The following is a 19625-nucleotide window of genomic DNA, read 5'->3' on the forward strand; positions in this document are numbered from 1 at the left end:
GGCGTATCACTTTCCTACTTGTCGAGGCTCGACAGGAGGGATGATGCCTGTAACCGCCGAACAGAATCCGCTGTTGCAGGGAACGCTGGACCTGCTCATCCTGAAGACGCTCGCCCTCGGCCCGATGCATGGCTGGGGCGTGGCGCAGCGCATCCAGCAGCTCTCGCGTGAAGTCCTCCAGATCGGCCAGGGTTCGCTTTACCCGTCGCTCCATCGCCTCGAATATCGAGGCTGGATTGCAGCTGAGTGGGCGAGTTCCGAGAACAATCGTCGCGCCAAGTTCTACTCGCTGACAGAAGCCGGTGCCAAACAACTCGAGGCAGAACTGGCTAACTGGGACCGCATGGCGGACGCCATCGCGCTCGTCTTGGGCAGGAAAGGCGAGGCAACAGCATGATCGGTTCCAGACTTCGCGAATTCTTCCACCAATGCAGAGCCTTCTTCCGCCCCGCTGCGCTCCGAAACACGAAGTCCCATCTCGACGAGGAGTTCGAATTTCACATCGAGATGTCGGCACAGATGATTCAATCGCGTGACGGCGTATCCGCGAAGGAAGCCCACCGTCGCGCAAGGATTGAATTCGGCGGTGTCGAGCGGAGCAGGGAAGAAGCCTACCGTCAGCGCCCCGGCTGGCTGGCCGAAACGATGCTCCAGGACATGCGTTACGCACTACGCGGCTTCCGCCGCAACCCTGCATTTGCGATCACCGTCGTTGTTACGCTGGCGCTCGGCATCGGCGCGACTACAGCCGTCTTCAGCGTCGTTGACCGTATTCTCTTTCGCAGCCTGCCGTACGCTGACGATAGCCGTCTGGTCTCCCTGGGACTCTCACAGCCACTGGAAAAGCAGGAGTTCATGGTTGGCGGCTTCTACTACGAGTGGCGCGATGGACAACGCGTCTTCAGCTCAATGACCTTTGAGCGTGGTTCGCACGAATGCAATCTGACCGAGACGAACCCCGTTCATTTGAATTGCGCCGAGTCAGCGGAAAACTTTCTTCCCACTCTCGGCGTTGCGACCATCCTCGGCCGCAACTTTCTTCCCGAAGAAGACCGCCCCAACGGACCCGCCGTCGCCTTGATCTCAGATGCATTGTGGCTGAGCCGCTTCAACCGTGACCCCGGTGTGCTGAATCGGACCATCTCGCTCGAGGATCATCCCGTTCGTATCGTTGGCGTGCTTCCTCCCAGCTTTGAAATGCCGCGCATGCAGGCTGTCGATATTCTCCGCCCGGCGCAGATGGATATTCTTGCGCAGCATACTCTCAACTCCGGCATAGGGCTGCCGATGTGGGCCTTTGCCCGGCTCAAGCCCGGAATCACCATTGCGCAGGCCAAGCTTCAACTTGAGCCGCAGTTCAAGAAGACGCAGCAGTGGATTCCCGCACAATTTCGCAATGAGTTTCAACTTCAGGTGCGCTCCGTTCGCGACCGTCAGATGGAGTCTGCCTACACCGCAGCGTGGGTGCTACTTGGGGCTGTCCTGGTTGTGCTGATGATCGCCTGCGCCAACGTCGCCAGTCTTTTCCTGACTCGGGGTGCAGCACGCGAACGGGAGCTCGCCGTTCGCTCCGCCCTGGGCGCGAGCCGATCGAGGCTCATTCGGCAAACACTCACCGAGGCACTTCTGCTGGCATTTACCGGGGCCATCACTGGATGTGCGTTGGCCGAAGCTCTGTTGCGCACCTTCCTCGCCATCGCTCCCACCGGCGTGCCGTTCCTTGCCAAGGCCCGGCTCGACCTGCGCATCGTGCTTTTCACCCTTCTCGCCGCGTTCGTCTGCGCATTTCTCTGCGGCATTCTGCCGGCGCTGCAGAAGCCGCGCTCGTCGGCCCTCACCGCACGATCGGCAAAGTCCCCGGCACAGGCGCGGTTGCGGCAGATCCTGGTGGCCACCCAGATCGCCTTCAGCCTGGTCCTGCTTTCGAGCGCCACGCTGCTGCTGAAGAGCTTCTGGAATCTCGAGCAGCAGGAACTTGGCCTGACCAGCAGCAGCGTCCTCACCGTGCGGATCCCATTCAGTTGGGAGCGCTACCCGCATGGCCCTATGGACCTTTTCCTTCGCACGGAAGCAGCCCTTCGACGACTACCCGGCGTCTCCGCCGTTGGCATGACAAACTCGCTCCCCCCGGATGGCGACAGTTGGCACGACGGACGCCGTTATGCGGATCTCTTCGTGATAGGCAAGCCGCCCCATGCTCCAGGGATTGGCGGAAGCGTGGTTACGCGCTCTGTCACGCCGGATTACTTTCGGGTTCTAGGCATTCCGATCCTCCAAGGGCAGGGATTTACCGAAGAGAAGCGCACCTCGACCGGCAAATTTATCGTGCTGAGTAAGCTGCTCGCTTCACGCCTTTTCCCCAGCGAAGACCCGATCGGCCAGCGGATGCAATTCGGAAACTACAGGCCATACTTCGTTGTTGACCCGCCCATCTATACCGTCGTCGGCGTGGCCGCGGATGTGAAGAATGCGGGGCTCTCCGGACAGGACGATCCGGAATACTACACGCTCAAGAGCAGCCGCAACCCGGATGACTGGAACAGTTATCACTACTTCCTGCTCCAGTCCGCGCTTCCAGCTTCGGCGATGGCTCCGTGGATTCGCTCGCAGATAGCACAGCTTGACCCGACGGTTCCAGTTGAAATCGAATCGATGTCACAGTCGGTCAACAAGCTTGCCGACCGGCCACGCTTTGAAGCGGCACTTGTCGCCTTCTTTTCCGTATGTGGGCTGGCGATGGCAGTCATCGGACTGTATGGTGTGATCGCGTACATGGCCGCGCAGCGTACCCAGGAGATTGGCGTGCGCATGGCGCTGGGCGCAACCCGCACCGACATTCTGCGCCTCATCGCGGGCGAAGGCATGCGCCTGATTGTGCTGGGTGCAGCGTTGGGAGTCGCGGCGGCGCTCGCTTCAGCTCAGGTGCTTGAGAGCCTGCTTTTCCACGTGCAACCGCGTGATCCTCTCATCTTCGCTGGAGCGACCTGTCTGTTGGGAGCCGTTGCCCTGCTCGCTACCATGATTCCCGCGCGCCTTGCCATGCGCATCGATCCCATGGAAGCGTTGCGTTGCGAATAAAGGCATCACCCCACGAGGCTGAGACGCTCAGGTAAGCTGGATGCGATGCCGAACTCCACTTCGTCCACCGCAAACGACCGCGCTGTGCTGCTCATCGACTGCCCCGACCAGAAAGGTCTGGTGGCGCGCGTCTCCGGCCTGCTCTATGCGCAAGGCGCGAACATCCTCCACGCCGACCAGCATCAGGATCACGAACTCGGACTTTTCTTCATGCGTGTCGAGTGGGCTCTGGAGGGTGCAGATAGCGATGCGTCGCTGGCTGCCTTTACTCAGGTATTCGCGCCGCTCGCGCAGGAGCTTCAGATGCGTTGGCAGCTCCGCCGTATGGATCGGCGGCCGCGCATCGCTCTCTTCTGCTCGCAGTATCTGCACTGCATCGCCGACTTGCTCTACCGCGCCAACGCTGGCGAGCTGGGCTGCGAGATCGCCGTCATCGTGAGCAATCACCGCGCCGTCGAGCCTCTCGCCGCCTTTTACGGCATCCCTTTCGAATACATCCCCGTCACGCCCGCCACCCGCGCTCAGGCTGAAGCGCAACAACTCGCGCTGCTTGCGTCCCACGGCGTCGAACTCGTGGTTCTCGCCCGCTATATGCAGATCCTCACCGAGGACTTCGTTGCCCACTACCCGGTCGGCATCATCAACGTGCACCACTCATTCCTGCCGGCCTTCATTGGAGCGCGTCCGTATCATGCTGCCCATGCGCGCGGAGTCAAGCTGATTGGCGCCACCAGTCACTATGTGACGACAGTGCTTGACGACGGCCCCATCATCGAGCAGGATGTCGCTCGCATCTCGCACCGGGACCAGGTAGAAGACCTCATCGCCCGTGGCCGCGATCTGGAGCGCGTCGTCCTTTCCCGCGCCGTTCGCTGGCATCTGGAGCACCGCATCCTCTGCTACGGAAATAAGACTGTCGTCTTCGACTAGGTGAGGAGATGATGGTCGATCAGCCGCCGCGGCGATGAATCATTCCATCTCTCACTTGCATCCTAATACCTGTTGCAACAAGTATTCAGTCAAGGAATTCAACATGCAGATCGGCATCGACAGCTTCGCAGCTTCCATTCCTGACCTTGAAACCGGCGCCAGCATCGCGCCCACCGACCGCCTGCGCAATCTAGTCGAAGAGATCGAGCTCGCAGACCAGGTGGGCCTCGACGTCTTCGGCATCGGGGAACACCACCGCAGCGAGTTTCTCGACTCCGCTCCGACGATCATTCTCGCCGCAGCCGCAGGACGTACCAAGAACATCCGCCTGTCCAGCGCTGTGACTGTGCTCAGCGCTGCTGACCCAGTGCGCGTCTTTCAGGAGTTCGCGACCCTGGATCTGATCTCGGGCGGCCGCGCGGAAATCGTCGCTGGACGCGGCTCGTTTACTGAAGCCTATCCGCTCTTTGGCTTGAAACTCGAAGACTACGATGACCTCTTTACCGAAAAGCTGGATCTGCTGCTCAAGATCCGCGACGAAGTGAAAGTCACCTGGTCCGGCAAGCATCGCCCCGCATTGAAGAATCAGGCGATCTATCCACGCCCACTGCAGGAAGAGTTGCCCATCTGGCTTGGAGTCGGCGGCACGCCGCAGTCCTTTGCCCGTGCCGGGTTTCTTGGTTTGCCGCTGATGGTCGCCATCATCGGCGGCGAACAGCATCGCTTCCGTCCGCTCATCGATCTCTACCGCGAGGCCGGCAAGCGCGCCGGGCATCCGGAAGAGAAGCTGAAAGTCGGCCTGCACATGTTCGGCTTCCTCGGCGATACCACGCAGAAGGCAGCGGATGACTTCTATCCCAGCTATGCGTCCATGTTCACGCAGATTGGTAAGGAGCGCGGCTGGGCTCCTACGACGCGCCAGCAGTATGACTACACGCGCGGTCCGAAGGCAGCTTACCTCATCGGTGATGCCGACTATGTCGTCGATAAGGTGCTGTACACCAACGAAGCCTTAGGCGGCATTGCACGTCTCGACTTCCAGATGACAGCTGCTACCTTGCCCCATGACAAGATGATGCACGCGATCGAAATTCTGGGAACGAAGGTTGCGCCCACTGTTCGCAAGGCGCTGGGAACTTCCGCTTAAACTGCCATCCCTCCTAGCTTTTCGCGGTGAATCTGGCCGAAGGGGGGAGGGGGGTGCGTTTTGGGTGGAAGTCTTTTGGATCGAAGCGATTACGTTGGATTTTGTGGCACTTAAGGAGCGCTTTTGTGCGCCTTAAGTGCGCTCACTTCACTCAACAGCATTCATGGATCTGACTTTTCTATATCTTACCAGAATTGCATTTAATTCAACGCAAGGTTGCCTTCATCGCTTCCGTGGCCGTGGTCTGGTGGGCGTGGAAGAATTCGTCCTAATCGATAAAAACATCGGTTTGATGGGACAAGCTGATCACAGCTTAGTGGACGGTCTTCATCTTCCGGCTCATGAAGTCCATCATGAGGTAGTTACCCAAAGTTTGCGGCGTGGTGAAGTAGGCCTTTCCGCGGCACATCGCTGAGACGCGTTGCACAAACTGCACGAGACCGGGATCTGTCGCGAGCATGAAGGTGTTGATCATGATCCCCGACCGGCGGCACTTGGCTACCTCTTCCAGCGTTTCCGACAAAACCAACGGGTCGAGACCGAAGGCGTTCTTGTAGATGCGTCCGTCTGGCAGCGTAAGCGCCGAAGGCTTGCCGTCGGTGATCATGACGATCTGCTTCATCTCTTTGCGCTGCCGGTTGAGGATGCTTCGTGCCAGCCGGAGGCCTTCGCGGGTGTTGGTGTAGTGCGGACCAACCTTGACGCGGGCAATCTGCGAGACCGGCACCTCTTCGGCTGAATCGTGAAAGAGCACCACGCTCAGCGTGTCGCCGGGGTACTGTGTGCGAATGAGATGGGAGAGCGCCATGGCTACGCGCTTGGCAGGGGTAAACCGGTCCTCGCCGTAGAGAATCATCGAATGCGAACAGTCCAGCATCACTACCGTCGCGCAACTCGATTGATAATCCGACTGCTGCACGTGTAAGTGCGGGTAGTCGATCTCGATGGGCCAGGTCGAGCTCTCACCTTCGGTCTTGCTGGCCTGCGCAGCCATTGCCGCACTCAGCGTTGCGTTCGCGTCCAGGTTCAACGTATCGCCGAACTCATACGGGCGGATCGATCCATTGGTTTCGACGCCCGTAGCCTGGTGCATCGTGTCATGGCGTCCGGCGCTTGAACGGCCGAGTGAGCCGAGTAAGTCCTGCAATGTCTTGTAGCCCAGAAAGTCCAGCGACTTATCGGTGACTTCGAAGCGCGCTGACGTCTCACCCTCGCCTGCGTGACCCGGGGTGTTCGACATGTGCGAAGAGTCGGAGGGTTGATCGATGCGGATGTAATCCTGCTGCTCCATGCGCCGCATGACCTGGTCGATGAGCTGATCGATTTCGCCCTCTTCCGCCAGCTGGTCAAGCCGCTCGCGGATATCCGGATCGAAGTCGCCGAGCTCCAGAGCTTCACGGAGAGCTTCGCGAAGATTTTCAAGCGTGTGTTCGCCCTGCAGCTCCTGGAATCGCGACAGCGGATCCTGAAAGCCCGAATCCAGCAGATACTCGGAGAGCTTCTGCATCAGATCCTCAAGATCCATGTCGCCAGCGAGATCGCCGTTGAACTTCGTATACCGAATCCGCTTCATGGAGCCCTCAGTTCTCTCTGCCAGTCAGACTAATGCGGGTGTGCGACCTTTGTCAGGAGGGTTGGCGTTTAGTTGAAGCTGCCGCGCCGGCCCGACTTCCGCTGCTGCCAGTCCTCGTACTGCTGGTCCTCGTCGCCCGAGCCCTGACGCTGTTCGCGGCGTGATAGCTTCTCAGGCGCGGCGAATCCGCGCTCCTCATTGCGGCTCAGCTTCTTGTGCGCGTACAGGCCTTCGAGCAATAACTCCGCCGCTGCCACGACGACTGCGGGATCGTCCTTGGCTCTGACTCCAAGCGGAGCAAGCTTGTCTGTCAAGCCTTGAATCTGCCCCAGGTTTTTCACGATCTCCTGCGAAGAATCCGAGTCATCGACCTGCAGCGATCCGCCGAGGTGGAACCACTGCTCGATCTGCTGCGTGTTGGTCTCACTGAAGTACTTGTCGTAGACCTTCGCGACGGCGTTCTTGAGGATCTCGCGGACGATGGTGTCCGCGCCGCGCAGCTCACCTTCGTACTCGAGTTCCAGCTTGCCGGTGATGCCTGGAAGCGCAGCGTACAGATCGGTGATGCGGGGAACGATAAGCCGTTCGCTATGCGTCAGTGAGCGTCGTTCGGCATTGGAAACGACCAGCTCAAGAGTGGAAATTGGCAGCCGCTGGCTGACGCCGGATTTCTTGTCGACGCGGCGGTCGTCGCGGGCCAGAAAGGCAACCTGCTCCACGATCTCGCGCAGATAAAGAGGAACTTCAAGCTCGCCCTGATTTTTGTCCCAGCCGCGTTCGGTCCATGCTTCCTGCCTGGTGATCGAGATGCCTTCCTCGACGGTGGAAGCGTAGTGCGTGCGAATCTCGGAGCCGATGCGGTCTTTCAGTGGAGTCACGATCTTGCCGCGCGCGGTGTAGTCCTCGGGATTGGCGCTGAAGACGAGTGCTACGTCCAGCTGCAGCCGGACCGGATAGCCCTTGATCTGGATATCGCCTTCCTGCAGGATGTTGAAGAGCGCTACCTGGATTTTTCCGGCCAGATCCGGCAGTTCGTTGACCGCGAAGATGCCGCGATTGGCTCTTGGCAGCAGTCCATAGTGCATGGTGTATTCGCTGGCAAGGTCATGGCCGCCGCGCGCTGCCTTGATCGGGTCGAGATCGCCGATCAGATCGGCCACAGTTACGTCGGGAGTCGCCAACTTTTCCACATAGCGGTCATCGGGTGTGAGCCAGGCGATCGGTGTTGCTTCTTCCTGTTCGGCAATCAGGCTCTTGCAGCGGCGGCACAGCGGTGCATACGGATTGTCCCGAATCTCGCATCCCGCAACGTAGGGAGTATTCGCGTCCAGCAGCCCGGTAAGCGCGCGCAGGATGCGGCTCTTGGCCTGCCCGCGTAATCCGAGCAGAATGAAGTTCTGCCGTGACAGAATGGCGTTGGCCACCTGGGGAACGACCGTGTCGTCATACCCGACGACACCATGAAAGAGCGGCTTCTTCTCCTTGAGGCGGGCGATGAGGTTTTCCCGCATCTCGTCCTTCACCGTGCGATGAGCCATGCGGCTTTCGGAATAGAGTCGGCTGGAACGAAGTTCGCCAAGCGTAAGCGGCAGCGGTGCAGAGTGAGCCATCAGGCCTCCCAGAGATTCTTCTTAGAGTAGCTGAGTCGCGCCCAGGATTCCGACCGGTACGTAAAACCCTTCGCGCACGGTGAAAAGGCATTTGGCTGACACAGAATCCGTTTGTGCCCTGTCATGCCCGGAGTGTAGAGTTCCCGCAGCATTCTTTGGCGCTGCGCAGTACGTTGAAACTCGCGGAAGGGAGGCCCGAACATGCTCAGGCGGACCCGCAATACTCTGGCGCTCCTCACCATTTCCGGTGCTTTCGTGCTTCCATGCTGGGCGGCCAAGCGCATCACCGTGGAGCAATTGCAGCAGACGCTGGAGGCGGCACAGGCAGCCCATCGCTCCGACGAAGCCATTGCCCAGCAACTCGCCGGAGTCGAACTGACGGCGCGCCTTAGCCCATCGCTTCTGCATCGGCTGCAGGCGGCGAACCCGGGCGCCCGCACGACCCAGGCTCTTCGCATCCTTGCGGATTCCTCCGCCTTCCTTGATCCGCCGCCGGCGGAAATTCCACCGATGCCGGTTCCGGATGTAGCAGCGCAGCGCGCCATCGTGAACCAGACCGTGCATTTCGTCGCGCGGACTCTGCCGGCTTTGCCTGATTTTCTTGCTACGCGGCGCACGGAGCACTACGACAACTCGCCCATATCCCGTAACCTGAACGACTGGATTGCGCCCGATGGCTTCCGCTTCCTGAGCAGGTCGGATGCCACGGTTGCTTTCCGCGACGGCCGCGAAACCGATGATCCCCAGCTTCGTCAGGCAAGTCTCAAGGGCGGCAAGACGGGAAAAGACACTAAGGCCAGCCAACCGGCGATTCCGGGAGCCGAAAATCTCACGTCCTGGGGCGAGTTTGGTCCGATCCTGGGAGTGATCCTCCTGGACGCTTCCAAGGGGAAGCTTACCTGGGCGCGCTGGGAACTGGACGACGGCAAGCCTGCCGCTGTTTTTCAGTTCACTGTCGATCAGGCCGTCTCCCACTACAACGTCCAATCCACCAGGCGGAAGGCGAGCGAGACTGCGGGCGCCAGCTACGGAGATCGGGGACAGCTAGCCACCGCCAGCCAGACCGAGCCCGGCGACACCAGGCAAAAACAGCAGACTGCGGCCTATCACGGCACTCTCGCGGTGGACCCTGACACCGGCAAAGTGCTGCGCATCGTGATCCAGGCCGACCTGGGCGCGAAAGACGAGTTGCAGATCGCCAACATGATGGTTGAGTACGGCCCGGTAGAGATTGGCGACAGGACATACACCTGCCCCGTACACAGCGTCACTGAATCGCTGATTCATACGCGGATTCGCCTGACCGCCGTCAGCGCTCTCTCCAATTTTCCCGAGGTGCGCCTGAACGACGTCCAGTTTGTCGATTACCGCCACTTCGGTTCGGAAGTAAAACTGGTCATCCCCAAGGCTTCAACCGATGGCAGGGAGACCGCCGCAGCTGATTCCGCTCCAGCTCCCCCGGAGCCGCCGGCTTCCGAGCAAGCGGCGGGATTATCCGCAGATGCTACCGGAGACAAAGCCACGCCGCCAGCGCCTGCAGCTCCCGTTCCGGCTCCGCCGGCGCCTGCAGCTCCCGTTCCGGCTCCGCCGGCGCCTGCAGTGTCTGTCGCTGAGGTTACTCCGCCGAATGTCGCGCCTTCGGAGTCCGATGAGGAAGTTTTAATCCGCTCGGTCAACGGTCTCCCGGGAATGGGCCCAGAGTCTGACACGCAGGGGAATGCGGCCACGGCCGGCACCTTTACCCTCAAAGTGAGCAGCCAGCTTGTCGACATCAACCTCATCGCTTACGACAAGCACGACAAACCCATCACCGACCTCAAACCGGAAGAAATCCAGATCTACGACAACGGCAAACGCCAGCAGCTCAAGGATTTTCAGCATCCCAGCGCGGCCCCGGTTGTCGCCGCTCCGGCTGCGCCCATGACAACGCCCGGTATCGTCAGTAACACCGATCAGGCCGTGACGACCCAGGCGGTTTCCGATCTGCTCATTCTCCTGATCGACGAGAGCCATCTGGCTTTTCTCGATCTCAATCGAGCCCGGAGCGAAGTGCTCAGGTTCCTGAAATCCGCGCCGTCCGACGCCAGCATCGCGCTCTACTCCATCAGCGAACATGGTTCGCACATCATTCAGGATGCGACGCAGGATCATGGTCTCGTCGCCGCCCGGCTGGCCAAGTGGCAGCCTGCGGCCTCGGCGACGTCCCGCGCGCAGGATCTCGACCAGCGCAATCGGCAGCAGATCGACACTGTGCGCAATCCGGAAGACCTGAACAGCGTCAACGGGAACATGATGCAGTCGCCGGATTACATCCAGACTGCCGACCCTGCGCTTCGCCAGATGGGCGACAACCCGCTTCGGAGCGCCCTGGAAAGCATGATCGCCCTGGCCCGCCACTTCGCCCCCAGTCCGGGCCACAAGAGCATGGTCTGGATTACTGGCGACAGCGCCCTCATTGACCGCGAGGACAAAGCCGTCACGATGGAGAAGGGCGACCACGCTCCGAACGCGGCCCTGACGCATGCCCGTGAAGTCATGAACGAGGCCCGCATCGCTCTCTATGCGGTCGATGCCTCGGCGGTGACGCCGTCCGGGGGAGGAGCCGTTGACGCCTCGCTCTACAATCCTGCCGTCGGACTCGATCCCACTGCGACCGCCAACTCGCAACCCGGCGGCGCAGGCGGACCGCACGGAGCAGCCATCGGCTCCGCGCGCACGCTTACCGATCTGCAGGAAAACTCACGAGCCATCCAGCCGCTGGTTCGCCAACTGGCGGAATCGACCGGGGGGCTAGCTATCAACAAGGGCAGCGACCTTGAGAAGACGCTCAGCGGCATCGAGCGCCATGTCAGCGCGCTCTATGAACTGAGCTTTTATCCAGACACGCCTGCCGACAACAAGTTTCACATGCTGCAACTCAAGATTCCCAGCCGCAAAGATGTCACACTCCGCTACCGCACCGGCTACCTTTACAGCGAAGAGGCCACGAGCACCAAACAGCGATTCCAGGATGCAGTGTGGGCGCCGCGGGACCTGAATGGCATCCAGCTTACCGCGGAGGCGGTCCCAGCCGCGGAAGCCGCTACCCGCAAGAACACCATCAAACTGCGCATCGCATTGCCTGGCTTATCGCTCCAGAAAAAATCAGACCGTTGGGCTGATGATCTCTACATTTTCCTGGCGCAGCGTGACGATGCTACTCAGAAAGCTGAAGTCAGCGGGGACACCCTTCGCCTTAACCTGACGCAACGCAGCTACGATTCCGGAATGCCCGCCGGCATTCCCTACCAGCACGAGATCACGCTGCCGGACAGCAAAACCGCGAAGCTGGGTTCGATTCGCATCCTTGTGGTCGATGGAAATTCCGGCAAGATCAGCACGGTGACCCTGCCTATCTCGGCCTTCCAAACGGAGACGAAAGAGCGATGATTGCGTCGGAAAAATCCAACTCGGGAACTGAATCGATTGAAACCGTGCGCAGCGGCGGATTTCAAATTGAACTTCGCCCTGATTCAATCCGCGTTTTCAAAGACCCGTCAGCCGTCGCAGCGGGACAAAAATCGATTCTGCGGAAAGTGCTCGACGTTACTTTTGGCCTTCTGGTCTGTGGGTTCCTGATCGCCGAAATCAGTGGGAGGGGCAGAAGCATCAGCTCGCTGATTATGCTCGCGTTTCTCACAGTACTGCTAACGCCATTCTTCCGGTCATTTCGAACAGTCAATAACATCTATGCAACACGCGACGTTTTTCAGGTGATCCGCGTTACGGCAAGGAGAGTGAACGGTACATGGACGTTTCCTCGAAACCAGATGAGCCCAATTCGTTTTCAAACACCGTCCAGGTCCGCACCTGGAGCGAACTACGGACTGACGTTTACGGTCGAATCTCAGAAGGTGCACGTGCTCTCCGGCCTTACGGCACCAGAAGCAAGGCAAATCCTCATCCATCTGCAAGGCCTTGGTTATGAAGCACCATGCGACATCAGCATGCCCGCTGCCGCCGAAGTGGAACTTGCCCGAGGCAAATCCATTTCTGGCTGGAATTAAGCACGATTACTGCCTGAGCTTGTACACAGAGATAGCCCTTCGCCACTGGGTGACGCGTCAACTACCGGTCCAGTTCGTCCAGCATGCCTTGCATCTCGCTTAGCGCATGGGTGTTGCCCACCCGCTGGGCTGCCGCGACACCCAAATGCAGCTTCGCCACCGCCTCTTCGGCGCGATCTTCCTTGGCCAGCGTCTGCGCCGCCATCTGGTAGGCCGGCACGTAGTCCGGACTGGCTGCAATCAGCCCGTCGAACTCGGCCAGCCCCTCAGCCACCTTGCCCTGGCTCACCAGCTCCATCGCTAACCCATACCGCGCAAACGCATTGCCCGGATCCATCGCCAGAATCTCTTTCAACGCTGCCAGCTTATCCATTCCCGAAGTCCAGCCTTCCCTCATTTGCGAAATTCAGCCCAATTGCCGACACTGGAGAGTACCGCCCCAAAATTCGCGGACCCGTTTCCAGTTCCAGTTTAGGCGCTGAGGACGGGTGGAGAAGAACGAGGCCATCCAAGTAATGACCGAAGCCACGCAAGAACCCCTGAAGCCGGAAGCCCTCAAGCCACGCACCGTCTCCGAGTCGCAGTCGGAGATGACCGAGCTCATCCTGCCGAACGACACCAACACGCTCGGCAACCTGCTCGGCGGCCGGCTGATGCACTTCATCGATCTCGTGGGAGCCATGGCTGCCTATCGTCACACCCGTACGCACGTCGTTACGGCATCGATGGACCACATCGACTTCATCCAGCCGGTCCACGTCGGGGACCTGCTTATTCTCAAATCGAGCGTGAACCGTGCTTTCTCGAAGTCGGTCGAGGTCGGTGTGAAAGTCTGGGCGGAAAACACCCGCGCCGGCATTTTTCGTCACGTCGCCAGCGCCTACCTGGTGTTCGTCGCCATCGACCCCGACGGCAAACCCGTCCGCGTCCCGGAGCTGGTTCCCGAAACCGCAGATGAACACCGCCGGTACGAAGGCGCCCAGCGCCGCCGCGAAAACCGTGAAACCGAAGTCGAACGCCGCAAACGCGCCAAACTGGCCCCGCCAGAGCAGGGCACCGTCCGCCCCGGCAAAGGATAATGAATTCAGGGACGTCAGCCCGGGGTTTTCAGCCCGGCGCTTGAGCCCGCCAAAACGGACTAGGGCTTTCGCCCCCGAGGTCAGTACAGGTCAGCTTCAGCAGATTCGGAAGGAACACATGGCACAAGGACATCAGCACGGCATTCCCCCAGCACCGCTCCCACTCCCCGGCGTCAGCAAAATCATCGCTATCGGCTCCGGCAAGGGCGGCGTCGGCAAAACCACTGTCTCGGTCAACCTGGCCATCGCCCTGGCGCGCATGGGCAACAAGGTCGGCCTGATCGACGCTGACATTTACGGGCCCAACATCCCGCTCATGATGGGCTCCAGCGCCCAGCCCAAGGTCGGCGCGCAGAACCAGATTGAGCCGAACTTCACCCACGGCGTAAAGACCATCTCCATCGGCTACATCTCCCCCGGAGACAAGCCCATGGTCATGCGCGGACCGATGCTCCACCAGATCATCCGCCAGTTCCTGCAACAGGTGGATTGGGGCGAGCTCGACTACCTCCTGATCGACCTGCCTCCGGGCACCGGCGACGTGGTCATCTCGCTCGTCCAGACCGTGCCGCTCACGGGTGCAGTGGTCGTCTCGACGCCCAGCGACGTAGCGCTGCAGGACGCCCGAAAGGCGCTCGAAATGTTCGCCCAGGTCAACGTCGAAGTGCTCGGCATCGTCGAGAACATGAGCCACTTCACCTGCCCGCACTGCAGCCAGATCATCGACATCTTCTCGAAGGGCGGAGCAGAGCGCACAGCCCAGCAATTCAACGTGCCGTTTCTCGGTTCGGTCGAGCTGGTGCCAGCTATTCGCGAAGGCGGCGATCGCGGCCTGCCCGTGGCTCTTGCCGGGCCGGATTCTCCCCTCGCAGCCGAGTTCTACGCAATCGCCAACAAACTCACCGAGCGCGCAGAAGAAGCAGCTTCCAAGAGCAGCGACGTTCTTGAGATCAGTTAAAGACAGGGAATAGGGATTAGGGAACAGGGATTAGAAACGGCAAATGCTCTTCAGCTGTCGAACCCGCCTCTCTTTCCCCCGACACTATTCCCTAATCCCTACTCCCTGCATCATCATTTACCTTGAGTTCAATCCAGATCGACGGGCGGGGTAAATCGCGTTGCCGGGAATCTTCATTAACTACAGGCGCGAAGACACGGGCGGCTACGCTCAGCAAATCTATCGCGCACTGCGTGCACACTTCGGCACGAAGCTCGTCTTCATGGACATCGACACCATTCGGTCCGGCGAGGATTATCGCGCCATCATCCGGGATGCCATTGCGCAGTGCGATGTTTTTCTAGCGATCATCGGCCGTTCCTGGCTGACCGTCACTGATGCTCAGGGCAACCGGCGTCTGCAATCCTCAGCCGACCTGGTCCGTCATGAGGTGTCGCAGGCGCTGGCGGGGAAGATGCTGGTGATCCCTGTGCTGGTCGGTCACGCGCCGATGCCCCGCGCCGACTCGCTCCCGGACGACCTGAAGCCGCTCGCTGCCCGCAACGCGCATGACATCCCCGACAAATTCTTCGACCAGTCGGTACGCCAGCTTATCCAGACGATCCGTCCATATGTCCGCGGCAAGCAGCCTATCTCGCGCCGCGCGATCCTCTATGGAGTCGGCGGCACGGCTGCAGTCATGGTGGCGGCGGCTATTGCTGACGGCGCCTTCAAGTCCCGCGTGCCTCTTCCTGAGGGGGCCAGATCCAACAACCTGACCCCCGACGACATGAAGAATATCCAGATGGAGGTGTTGATCGACGAGGCCCGCAAGCAGCCCCCGGTGGTGGTTCGCAAACCCGGCAATGTAAGCGCTCTTCCGCCGGAAGTCGAAGGCCCGTGGAAGATCGATCGTCTGAAATTTGACTCGCGGGTGACAGGCCCGCAGCAGGAGCCAAAAGTCATCTGGACATCGCGTGCGTCGGTAGGTGACGCCTGGAAACTGATCGGGTTCGCACCTGACCAGACCCTGTTTCTGTTTGACAGCGAAAGGAACGTCGTTTTCGCCATCAAGGATGGTACGGAGCGTTGGGCTTCCAAGGCCGGGCAGGTGCTCGGCATCACTCCCGGCGGACTGATCGTTCTTGAAGAACAGCAGTTGGTCCTTCCCTACGGAAGCACCTTTCTTTGCTTCAACAGTGGCGGTGAAGGCGGTATCTGCCACCGGCCTTTGAAGCAGCCATCCGACCTGCTTCGCCCGCAGGACGACTCCTACGGGAGGAACAACGGCGTCTGCGAAGGCGGAGCGGTCACCTTGACTCACTCCAAAGCAGTGATTCAGCTTGACGGCAATTGTTCCAGTTGGGGCATCGCAAATGATGCGCAGGGCCGGTTCTACGTCGGCACGGATCGCGGCACCATCTATTGCCTGAATGCTGACGGAAAAGTGCTCTGGACCTACAAAGCAGAAGCTGAGATTTCGGGTCCGCCTCTGTTCAGCCTCGGCGACGCGATCTTCGTCGCCAAGGGCCACCTCCTCTGCGTGCGCGAGGGTACGGAACGCTGGAGAATTCAACTCGACAGTTGTGAGCCCCACCTGATTGATAAGGCCGGAACGATCTTCGTCACGCACCGGCCCAATCGCGAGGCCAGAATAGATCTGAACACCGTCAGCGCTGTCGATCATGACGGCCACCTGCTCTGGAGCCTTCCCACCCCGGGTGAGCCTGCCGCGCTTGACCCGCTGGGGAGGCTGTATCTCACGGACGCGAGCAAGGGTTTCGTCCTTTGCCTGGCGTAGAGAATGGTTATCCTGAACAAAGCGAAGGATCTACTGTTGATTTGCCGTGGAATCTAATTGCTGGTGGCTTGGGTTATTTTCCGCCGCTGCCACGCCACGACTGCCAGACAAATGATCGCTATCCCTTGCACGAGCGCCGCACATCCCACGCCGTATATAAGTCCGAGGAAAGTTGGAAGTCCACACTGGCCGTCAACCTGACCAGGCCTGCAATCATTTGACTTGCCGGATGCATAGAACAGTCCGGCAAGGAGAAGACTTAAAGCCAACGAACCGGCCCATATCGTCCAGAGGTCTGCATTGGTCTTCTTCATGCGCTCGGCTTCAAGATCCTTTCGGAACTTTTATCGTTTAGTGCGAGTACCGCTGTTCCCCTGCCGGTATGGAAATAGCCAGCCGGTTGATATACGGCGGCAGCGGGCAGGTCGCATACGGCGTGTAGGCGCAGGGAGGATTCTGCAGACGGTTGAAATCGAGCACGATCGTTCCCGGCTTATCCAGCCCATTCGAAGGCATCCCGGCGTACAGGAACCGCGCCGCCTCATAGGTCGTTGTATGGCTTGTCGCGTCGCGCAGGATGAAGAAGAGCTCTTTCGCGTTCGGCTCCTCCAGCACTGGCTCGATCTGGATCGTTTTGCCGTCGATCGTAAACTCCGCTAGCCCCGGCGCCGGCATATCCAGCGTCGTCCCGATGATGGTCGGAATCTTCTCCGTGTGCGCCGGAACGAAGGGAATCCACTTCGCCGTCACGCGGTACTTTGCCTCGGGAGCATACCAGTGGAGGCCCTTGAATCCCGTCCGGGTCGGTGACTCGGCATCCTTAACGCGCAAGGCATACTTGTCGCCCCGGTGCAGGACGACCAGGGTCAGATTCTCATCCTGCAGCACCGACGGGCGGTCATCGTCGGCCTGGATCGGGCCTTCCTGTGCAGGCTTGCCGTCCACCAGCAGGTGAGCTGGGAAGCCGCCGGCAGGCGCCACCAGCTTGAGCTGGGTGCCAGCCACGTCGATCACCGCGAGATGCTCCGGCGCATGGCCCTTCAGCCGGACACCGCTGTCCGCCGCGAGCCCGATGGCATTCTTCCCCGGCTTCAGCCATTCAAGGCCAACCAGCGTCAGCCAGCCATCCGGAGCGGAGAGATTCTTTGCGCGCGCACTCCGCCACTCCTGCAGATCCTTCCACTCGGGAGTCGCTGCAGCAGCCGGTTTGACCGCCTTGCCATGAGTTGCCGCGTGCAGGGACAGGCCGCCGATGCAGATTGCCGCAAAACCAAATCCAGCCCGTAAACCCAGTGCTTTCACCATCGAAAATCGCATAAGTTGAAGATACCGCAGACCCTTCTCACGGTGCCAACCATGTCGTAGTCAAAACTTGACACTGTTACACTCAATCCTTAAACTGAAAAAGGGTAGCTAGAAATGTTTTCACAGGTAAGTCCAATGGAAACAGCAGGTTGCCAGAGGGTTGCGGGATGAACGAGTTTCGCGTCAGTCCGCGGGAGCGGCTGGTTCTCACGGCGATCATCGAGATGTATATCGCAACCGGAGAGCCGGTTTCGTCCCAGGCCGTGGCCCGCCACTTCGAGAACAAGGAAGGCCTGAGCTCCGCAACCATCCGCAATGTGATGGCCGCGCTCGGCGAAACGGGCCTGCTCGACCAGCCCCATACCTCCGCCGGACGCCTGCCCACACCCCTCGCTTTTCGCTATCACGTCGCCCAGCTCCAGCAGGCCACCCGCACCAATGCGGCGGCCGTTGCGGGCAGCCAGCTGACCCAGTTGAGTGACCAGCGCCGCGAACAGATCGACGAAAGCTTCTCCGGCGTGAACTCGCCGCTGCAGTACCTCGAACGCACGTCGCATGTGCTGGCGATGATCTCGAGCGGCCTGGGCATTGCCGTCGCCAACGCCAACAGCGCGACTAAGCAGATCCTCGAGCACATCCATTTCTCACGCCTGACCACTGGCCGCGTCCTAGCTGTGCTTGTGACCAAGTCCGGCAGCGTTCAGGATCGCGCTCTTGCCATCGGCCGGGAGCTATCGTACGAAGACCTTGACCTCGCAAGCCGCTATCTCAACGAAAACTTCCGCGGCTGGCCGCTCGACCGGATCCGCGCCGAAGTCTCCCGCCGCATCGAAGCCGAGCAGAACGAATACCAGAACCGGCTGAGTGCTCTGGAAGAGCTCTGCCGCCGTGGCGCCCTGGCGGCTGATGCTGCCGCGCCGATGATCTATGTCGAAGGCATGGCCAACCTCCTCGTCGGCGAACTGGACCGCGAACGCCTGCGACAGATGCTGGTCGCGCTCGAAGCCAAGCAGCGGCTGGTCGAGCTATTAAACGCCTACGTCGACGCCCGGCAGCATGAAGTCCGCGTTGTCATCGGCCTCGGCGGCGCCGATGGGTTGGACGGGCTTGGCCAGACCATGCCCTCGATGCCCGACCTGGTGCTGGTTGGCGCACCAGCGCGCGTCGGCACGGAGAGCATGGGTACGGTCGCGGTCATCGCGCCCACTCGTATGCAGTACCAGGAGATGATGCAGGCGGTCAGCTACATCGCCCGCCTCTCCGAACGCGTTCTAGAACAACCACCGCAGTAAGGCCTTGCCGCATCTCATAGCAGAAGGCCGCACAGAATTCATGTTTTGGTCAATTGACTCAGAATGACCCAGAACCAATCAAGATGGAGCAGGAATGGCAAACCAAGAAACTGAATACGGCGTAACTCACGAAGCAGACGCGGCAGAATCCGCCGTCTTGACCGCCGAAGAAACCGCCCCAGATGCAGCCCCAGAACCAGCCACCGACGGTCCGACTGTCGAAGCCTACGAAGCCCTTCAAGCCGAACGAGACCAGCTTTTTGACCGCCTCGCGCGACTGCAGGCCGAGTTCGACAACGCCCGCAAGCGCCAGGAGCGCGAAAAGCAGGAGTTCCGCGATTACGCTACGGGCAATGTCGTCGAGCAGTTTCTGCCTGTGCTGGACAACTTTGCCCTGGCCCTCAACTCCACCGGCACGGCGGAGCAGCTGCGCACTGGGGTCGAACTGATCGTCAAGCAGATGGACGAAACCCTGCGTAATCTGAGCGTTCAGGCCATCCCAACCGTTGGGCAGCTCTTTGACCCCCGCTTCCACGAGGCTCTTGGTACGGTTGAGCGCGAAGACCTTCCTGACCAGTCCATCGCTGAGGAAATCCGCAAAGGCTACAAGATTCGCGAGCGCATGCTGCGTCCAGCCATGGTCCGCATCGTCTCCAATCCCAAGCAGACCGAAGCGTAAGCGAGTCATCGCGCATCGAATGAGCCGGGTTTCATCCTCAGCTCATTTCGGCTGCTTTGCGCACAAAGTTGTATGTCATCACGGAAAGCGCCCCGAGGCGGTTTCAGCCGCTGAGGGAATGCAATCCCCCAATCGGTTTTTACGACAG

At 60.2% G+C, this 19625-nt stretch carries 16 protein-coding genes; 11 read left to right on the plus strand and 5 right to left on the minus strand.

The window, feature by feature from the left end; all coding sequences use genetic code 11:
- Nucleotides 1-40 precede the first annotated feature (40 nt).
- The 4 genes from AC5S27_RS07905 (at nucleotide 41) to AC5S27_RS07920 (ending at nucleotide 5155) form a co-directional block, all read left to right on the plus strand.
- Complete coding sequence (locus tag AC5S27_RS07905; protein ID WP_493934016.1) at nucleotides 41-397, plus strand: PadR family transcriptional regulator; 357 nt, start codon at nucleotides 41-43, stop codon at nucleotides 395-397.
- Entirely contained in the window at nucleotides 394-3078 is a 2685-nt protein-coding gene (locus AC5S27_RS07910; protein ID WP_493934017.1) for an ABC transporter permease, read from the plus strand. The genes AC5S27_RS07905 and AC5S27_RS07910 overlap by 4 nt, the downstream gene beginning before the upstream one ends.
- Before the next feature lie 45 nt (nucleotides 3079-3123).
- Nucleotides 3124-4008: a formyltetrahydrofolate deformylase gene (gene purU / locus AC5S27_RS07915; RefSeq protein ID WP_493934018.1), complete on the plus strand. Its 885-nt coding sequence runs from the start codon at nucleotides 3124-3126 to the stop codon at nucleotides 4006-4008.
- Nucleotides 4009-4111: 103 nt separating this feature from the next.
- On the plus strand, nucleotides 4112-5155 hold the full coding sequence (locus AC5S27_RS07920) for an LLM class flavin-dependent oxidoreductase (protein ID WP_493934019.1): 1044 nt from the start codon (nucleotides 4112-4114) through the stop codon (nucleotides 5153-5155).
- Nucleotides 5156-5468: 313 nt separating this feature from the next.
- Here the strand turns inward: AC5S27_RS07920 and AC5S27_RS07925 are convergent, their stop codons facing one another.
- Both AC5S27_RS07925 and AC5S27_RS07930 read right to left on the minus strand, forming a co-directional pair.
- Nucleotides 5469-6728, minus strand: coding sequence for a vWA domain-containing protein (locus AC5S27_RS07925; RefSeq protein ID WP_493934020.1), 1260 nt, complete (start codon nucleotides 6726-6728; stop codon nucleotides 5469-5471).
- 68 nt (nucleotides 6729-6796) lie between these two features.
- Nucleotides 6797-8338 (minus strand): sigma 54-interacting transcriptional regulator, encoded by a 1542-nt coding sequence (locus AC5S27_RS07930; RefSeq protein ID WP_493934021.1) that lies wholly within the window; start codon nucleotides 8336-8338, stop codon nucleotides 6797-6799.
- A 201-nt stretch (nucleotides 8339-8539) separates the two neighbouring features.
- On the opposite strand from AC5S27_RS07930, the gene AC5S27_RS07935 reads away from it, so the two are divergent.
- On the plus strand, nucleotides 8540-11767 hold the full coding sequence (locus AC5S27_RS07935; RefSeq protein WP_493934022.1) for a VWA domain-containing protein: 3228 nt from the start codon (nucleotides 8540-8542) through the stop codon (nucleotides 11765-11767).
- On the plus strand, nucleotides 11764-12384 hold the full coding sequence (locus AC5S27_RS07940) for a hypothetical protein (RefSeq protein WP_493934023.1): 621 nt from the start codon (nucleotides 11764-11766) through the stop codon (nucleotides 12382-12384). Before AC5S27_RS07935 ends, AC5S27_RS07940 begins: the two co-directional genes overlap by 4 nt.
- 61 nt (nucleotides 12385-12445) lie before the next feature.
- Here the strand turns inward: AC5S27_RS07940 and AC5S27_RS07945 are convergent, their stop codons facing one another.
- On the minus strand, nucleotides 12446-12757 hold the full coding sequence (locus tag AC5S27_RS07945) for a tetratricopeptide repeat protein (protein WP_493934024.1): 312 nt from the start codon (nucleotides 12755-12757) through the stop codon (nucleotides 12446-12448).
- 142 nt (nucleotides 12758-12899) lie between these two features.
- On the opposite strand from AC5S27_RS07945, the gene AC5S27_RS07950 reads away from it, so the two are divergent.
- From AC5S27_RS07950 to AC5S27_RS07960, 3 genes are all read left to right on the plus strand, one after another.
- Nucleotides 12900-13463: an acyl-CoA thioesterase gene (locus tag AC5S27_RS07950; protein WP_493937287.1), complete on the plus strand. Its 564-nt coding sequence runs from the start codon at nucleotides 12900-12902 to the stop codon at nucleotides 13461-13463.
- Between the two features lie 118 nt (nucleotides 13464-13581).
- Nucleotides 13582-14421: an Mrp/NBP35 family ATP-binding protein gene (locus AC5S27_RS07955; protein WP_493934025.1), complete on the plus strand. Its 840-nt coding sequence runs from the start codon at nucleotides 13582-13584 to the stop codon at nucleotides 14419-14421.
- Nucleotides 14422-14581: 160 nt separating this feature from the next.
- Entirely contained in the window at nucleotides 14582-16201 is a 1620-nt protein-coding gene (locus AC5S27_RS07960) for an outer membrane protein assembly factor BamB family protein (RefSeq protein WP_493934026.1), read from the plus strand.
- A gap of 53 nt (nucleotides 16202-16254) precedes the next feature.
- Here AC5S27_RS07960 and AC5S27_RS07965 read toward each other — a convergent pair whose 3' ends face one another.
- Both AC5S27_RS07965 and AC5S27_RS07970 read right to left on the minus strand, forming a co-directional pair.
- Complete coding sequence (locus AC5S27_RS07965; protein WP_493934027.1) at nucleotides 16255-16515, minus strand: hypothetical protein; 261 nt, start codon at nucleotides 16513-16515, stop codon at nucleotides 16255-16257.
- A 37-nt stretch (nucleotides 16516-16552) separates the two neighbouring features.
- On the minus strand, nucleotides 16553-17506 hold the full coding sequence (locus tag AC5S27_RS07970) for a DUF1684 domain-containing protein (protein ID WP_493934028.1): 954 nt from the start codon (nucleotides 17504-17506) through the stop codon (nucleotides 16553-16555).
- Nucleotides 17507-17673: 167 nt separating this feature from the next.
- Between AC5S27_RS07970 and hrcA the strand changes: the two genes are divergently transcribed.
- Both hrcA and AC5S27_RS07980 read left to right on the plus strand, forming a co-directional pair.
- On the plus strand, nucleotides 17674-18798 hold the full coding sequence (hrcA, locus tag AC5S27_RS07975; protein WP_493934029.1) for a heat-inducible transcriptional repressor HrcA: 1125 nt from the start codon (nucleotides 17674-17676) through the stop codon (nucleotides 18796-18798).
- Nucleotides 18799-18892: 94 nt separating this feature from the next.
- Nucleotides 18893-19477 (plus strand): nucleotide exchange factor GrpE, encoded by a 585-nt coding sequence (locus AC5S27_RS07980; RefSeq protein ID WP_493934030.1) that lies wholly within the window; start codon nucleotides 18893-18895, stop codon nucleotides 19475-19477.
- Nucleotides 19478-19625 lie beyond the last annotated feature (148 nt).

Source organism: Acidicapsa borealis (genome assembly GCF_059115245.1).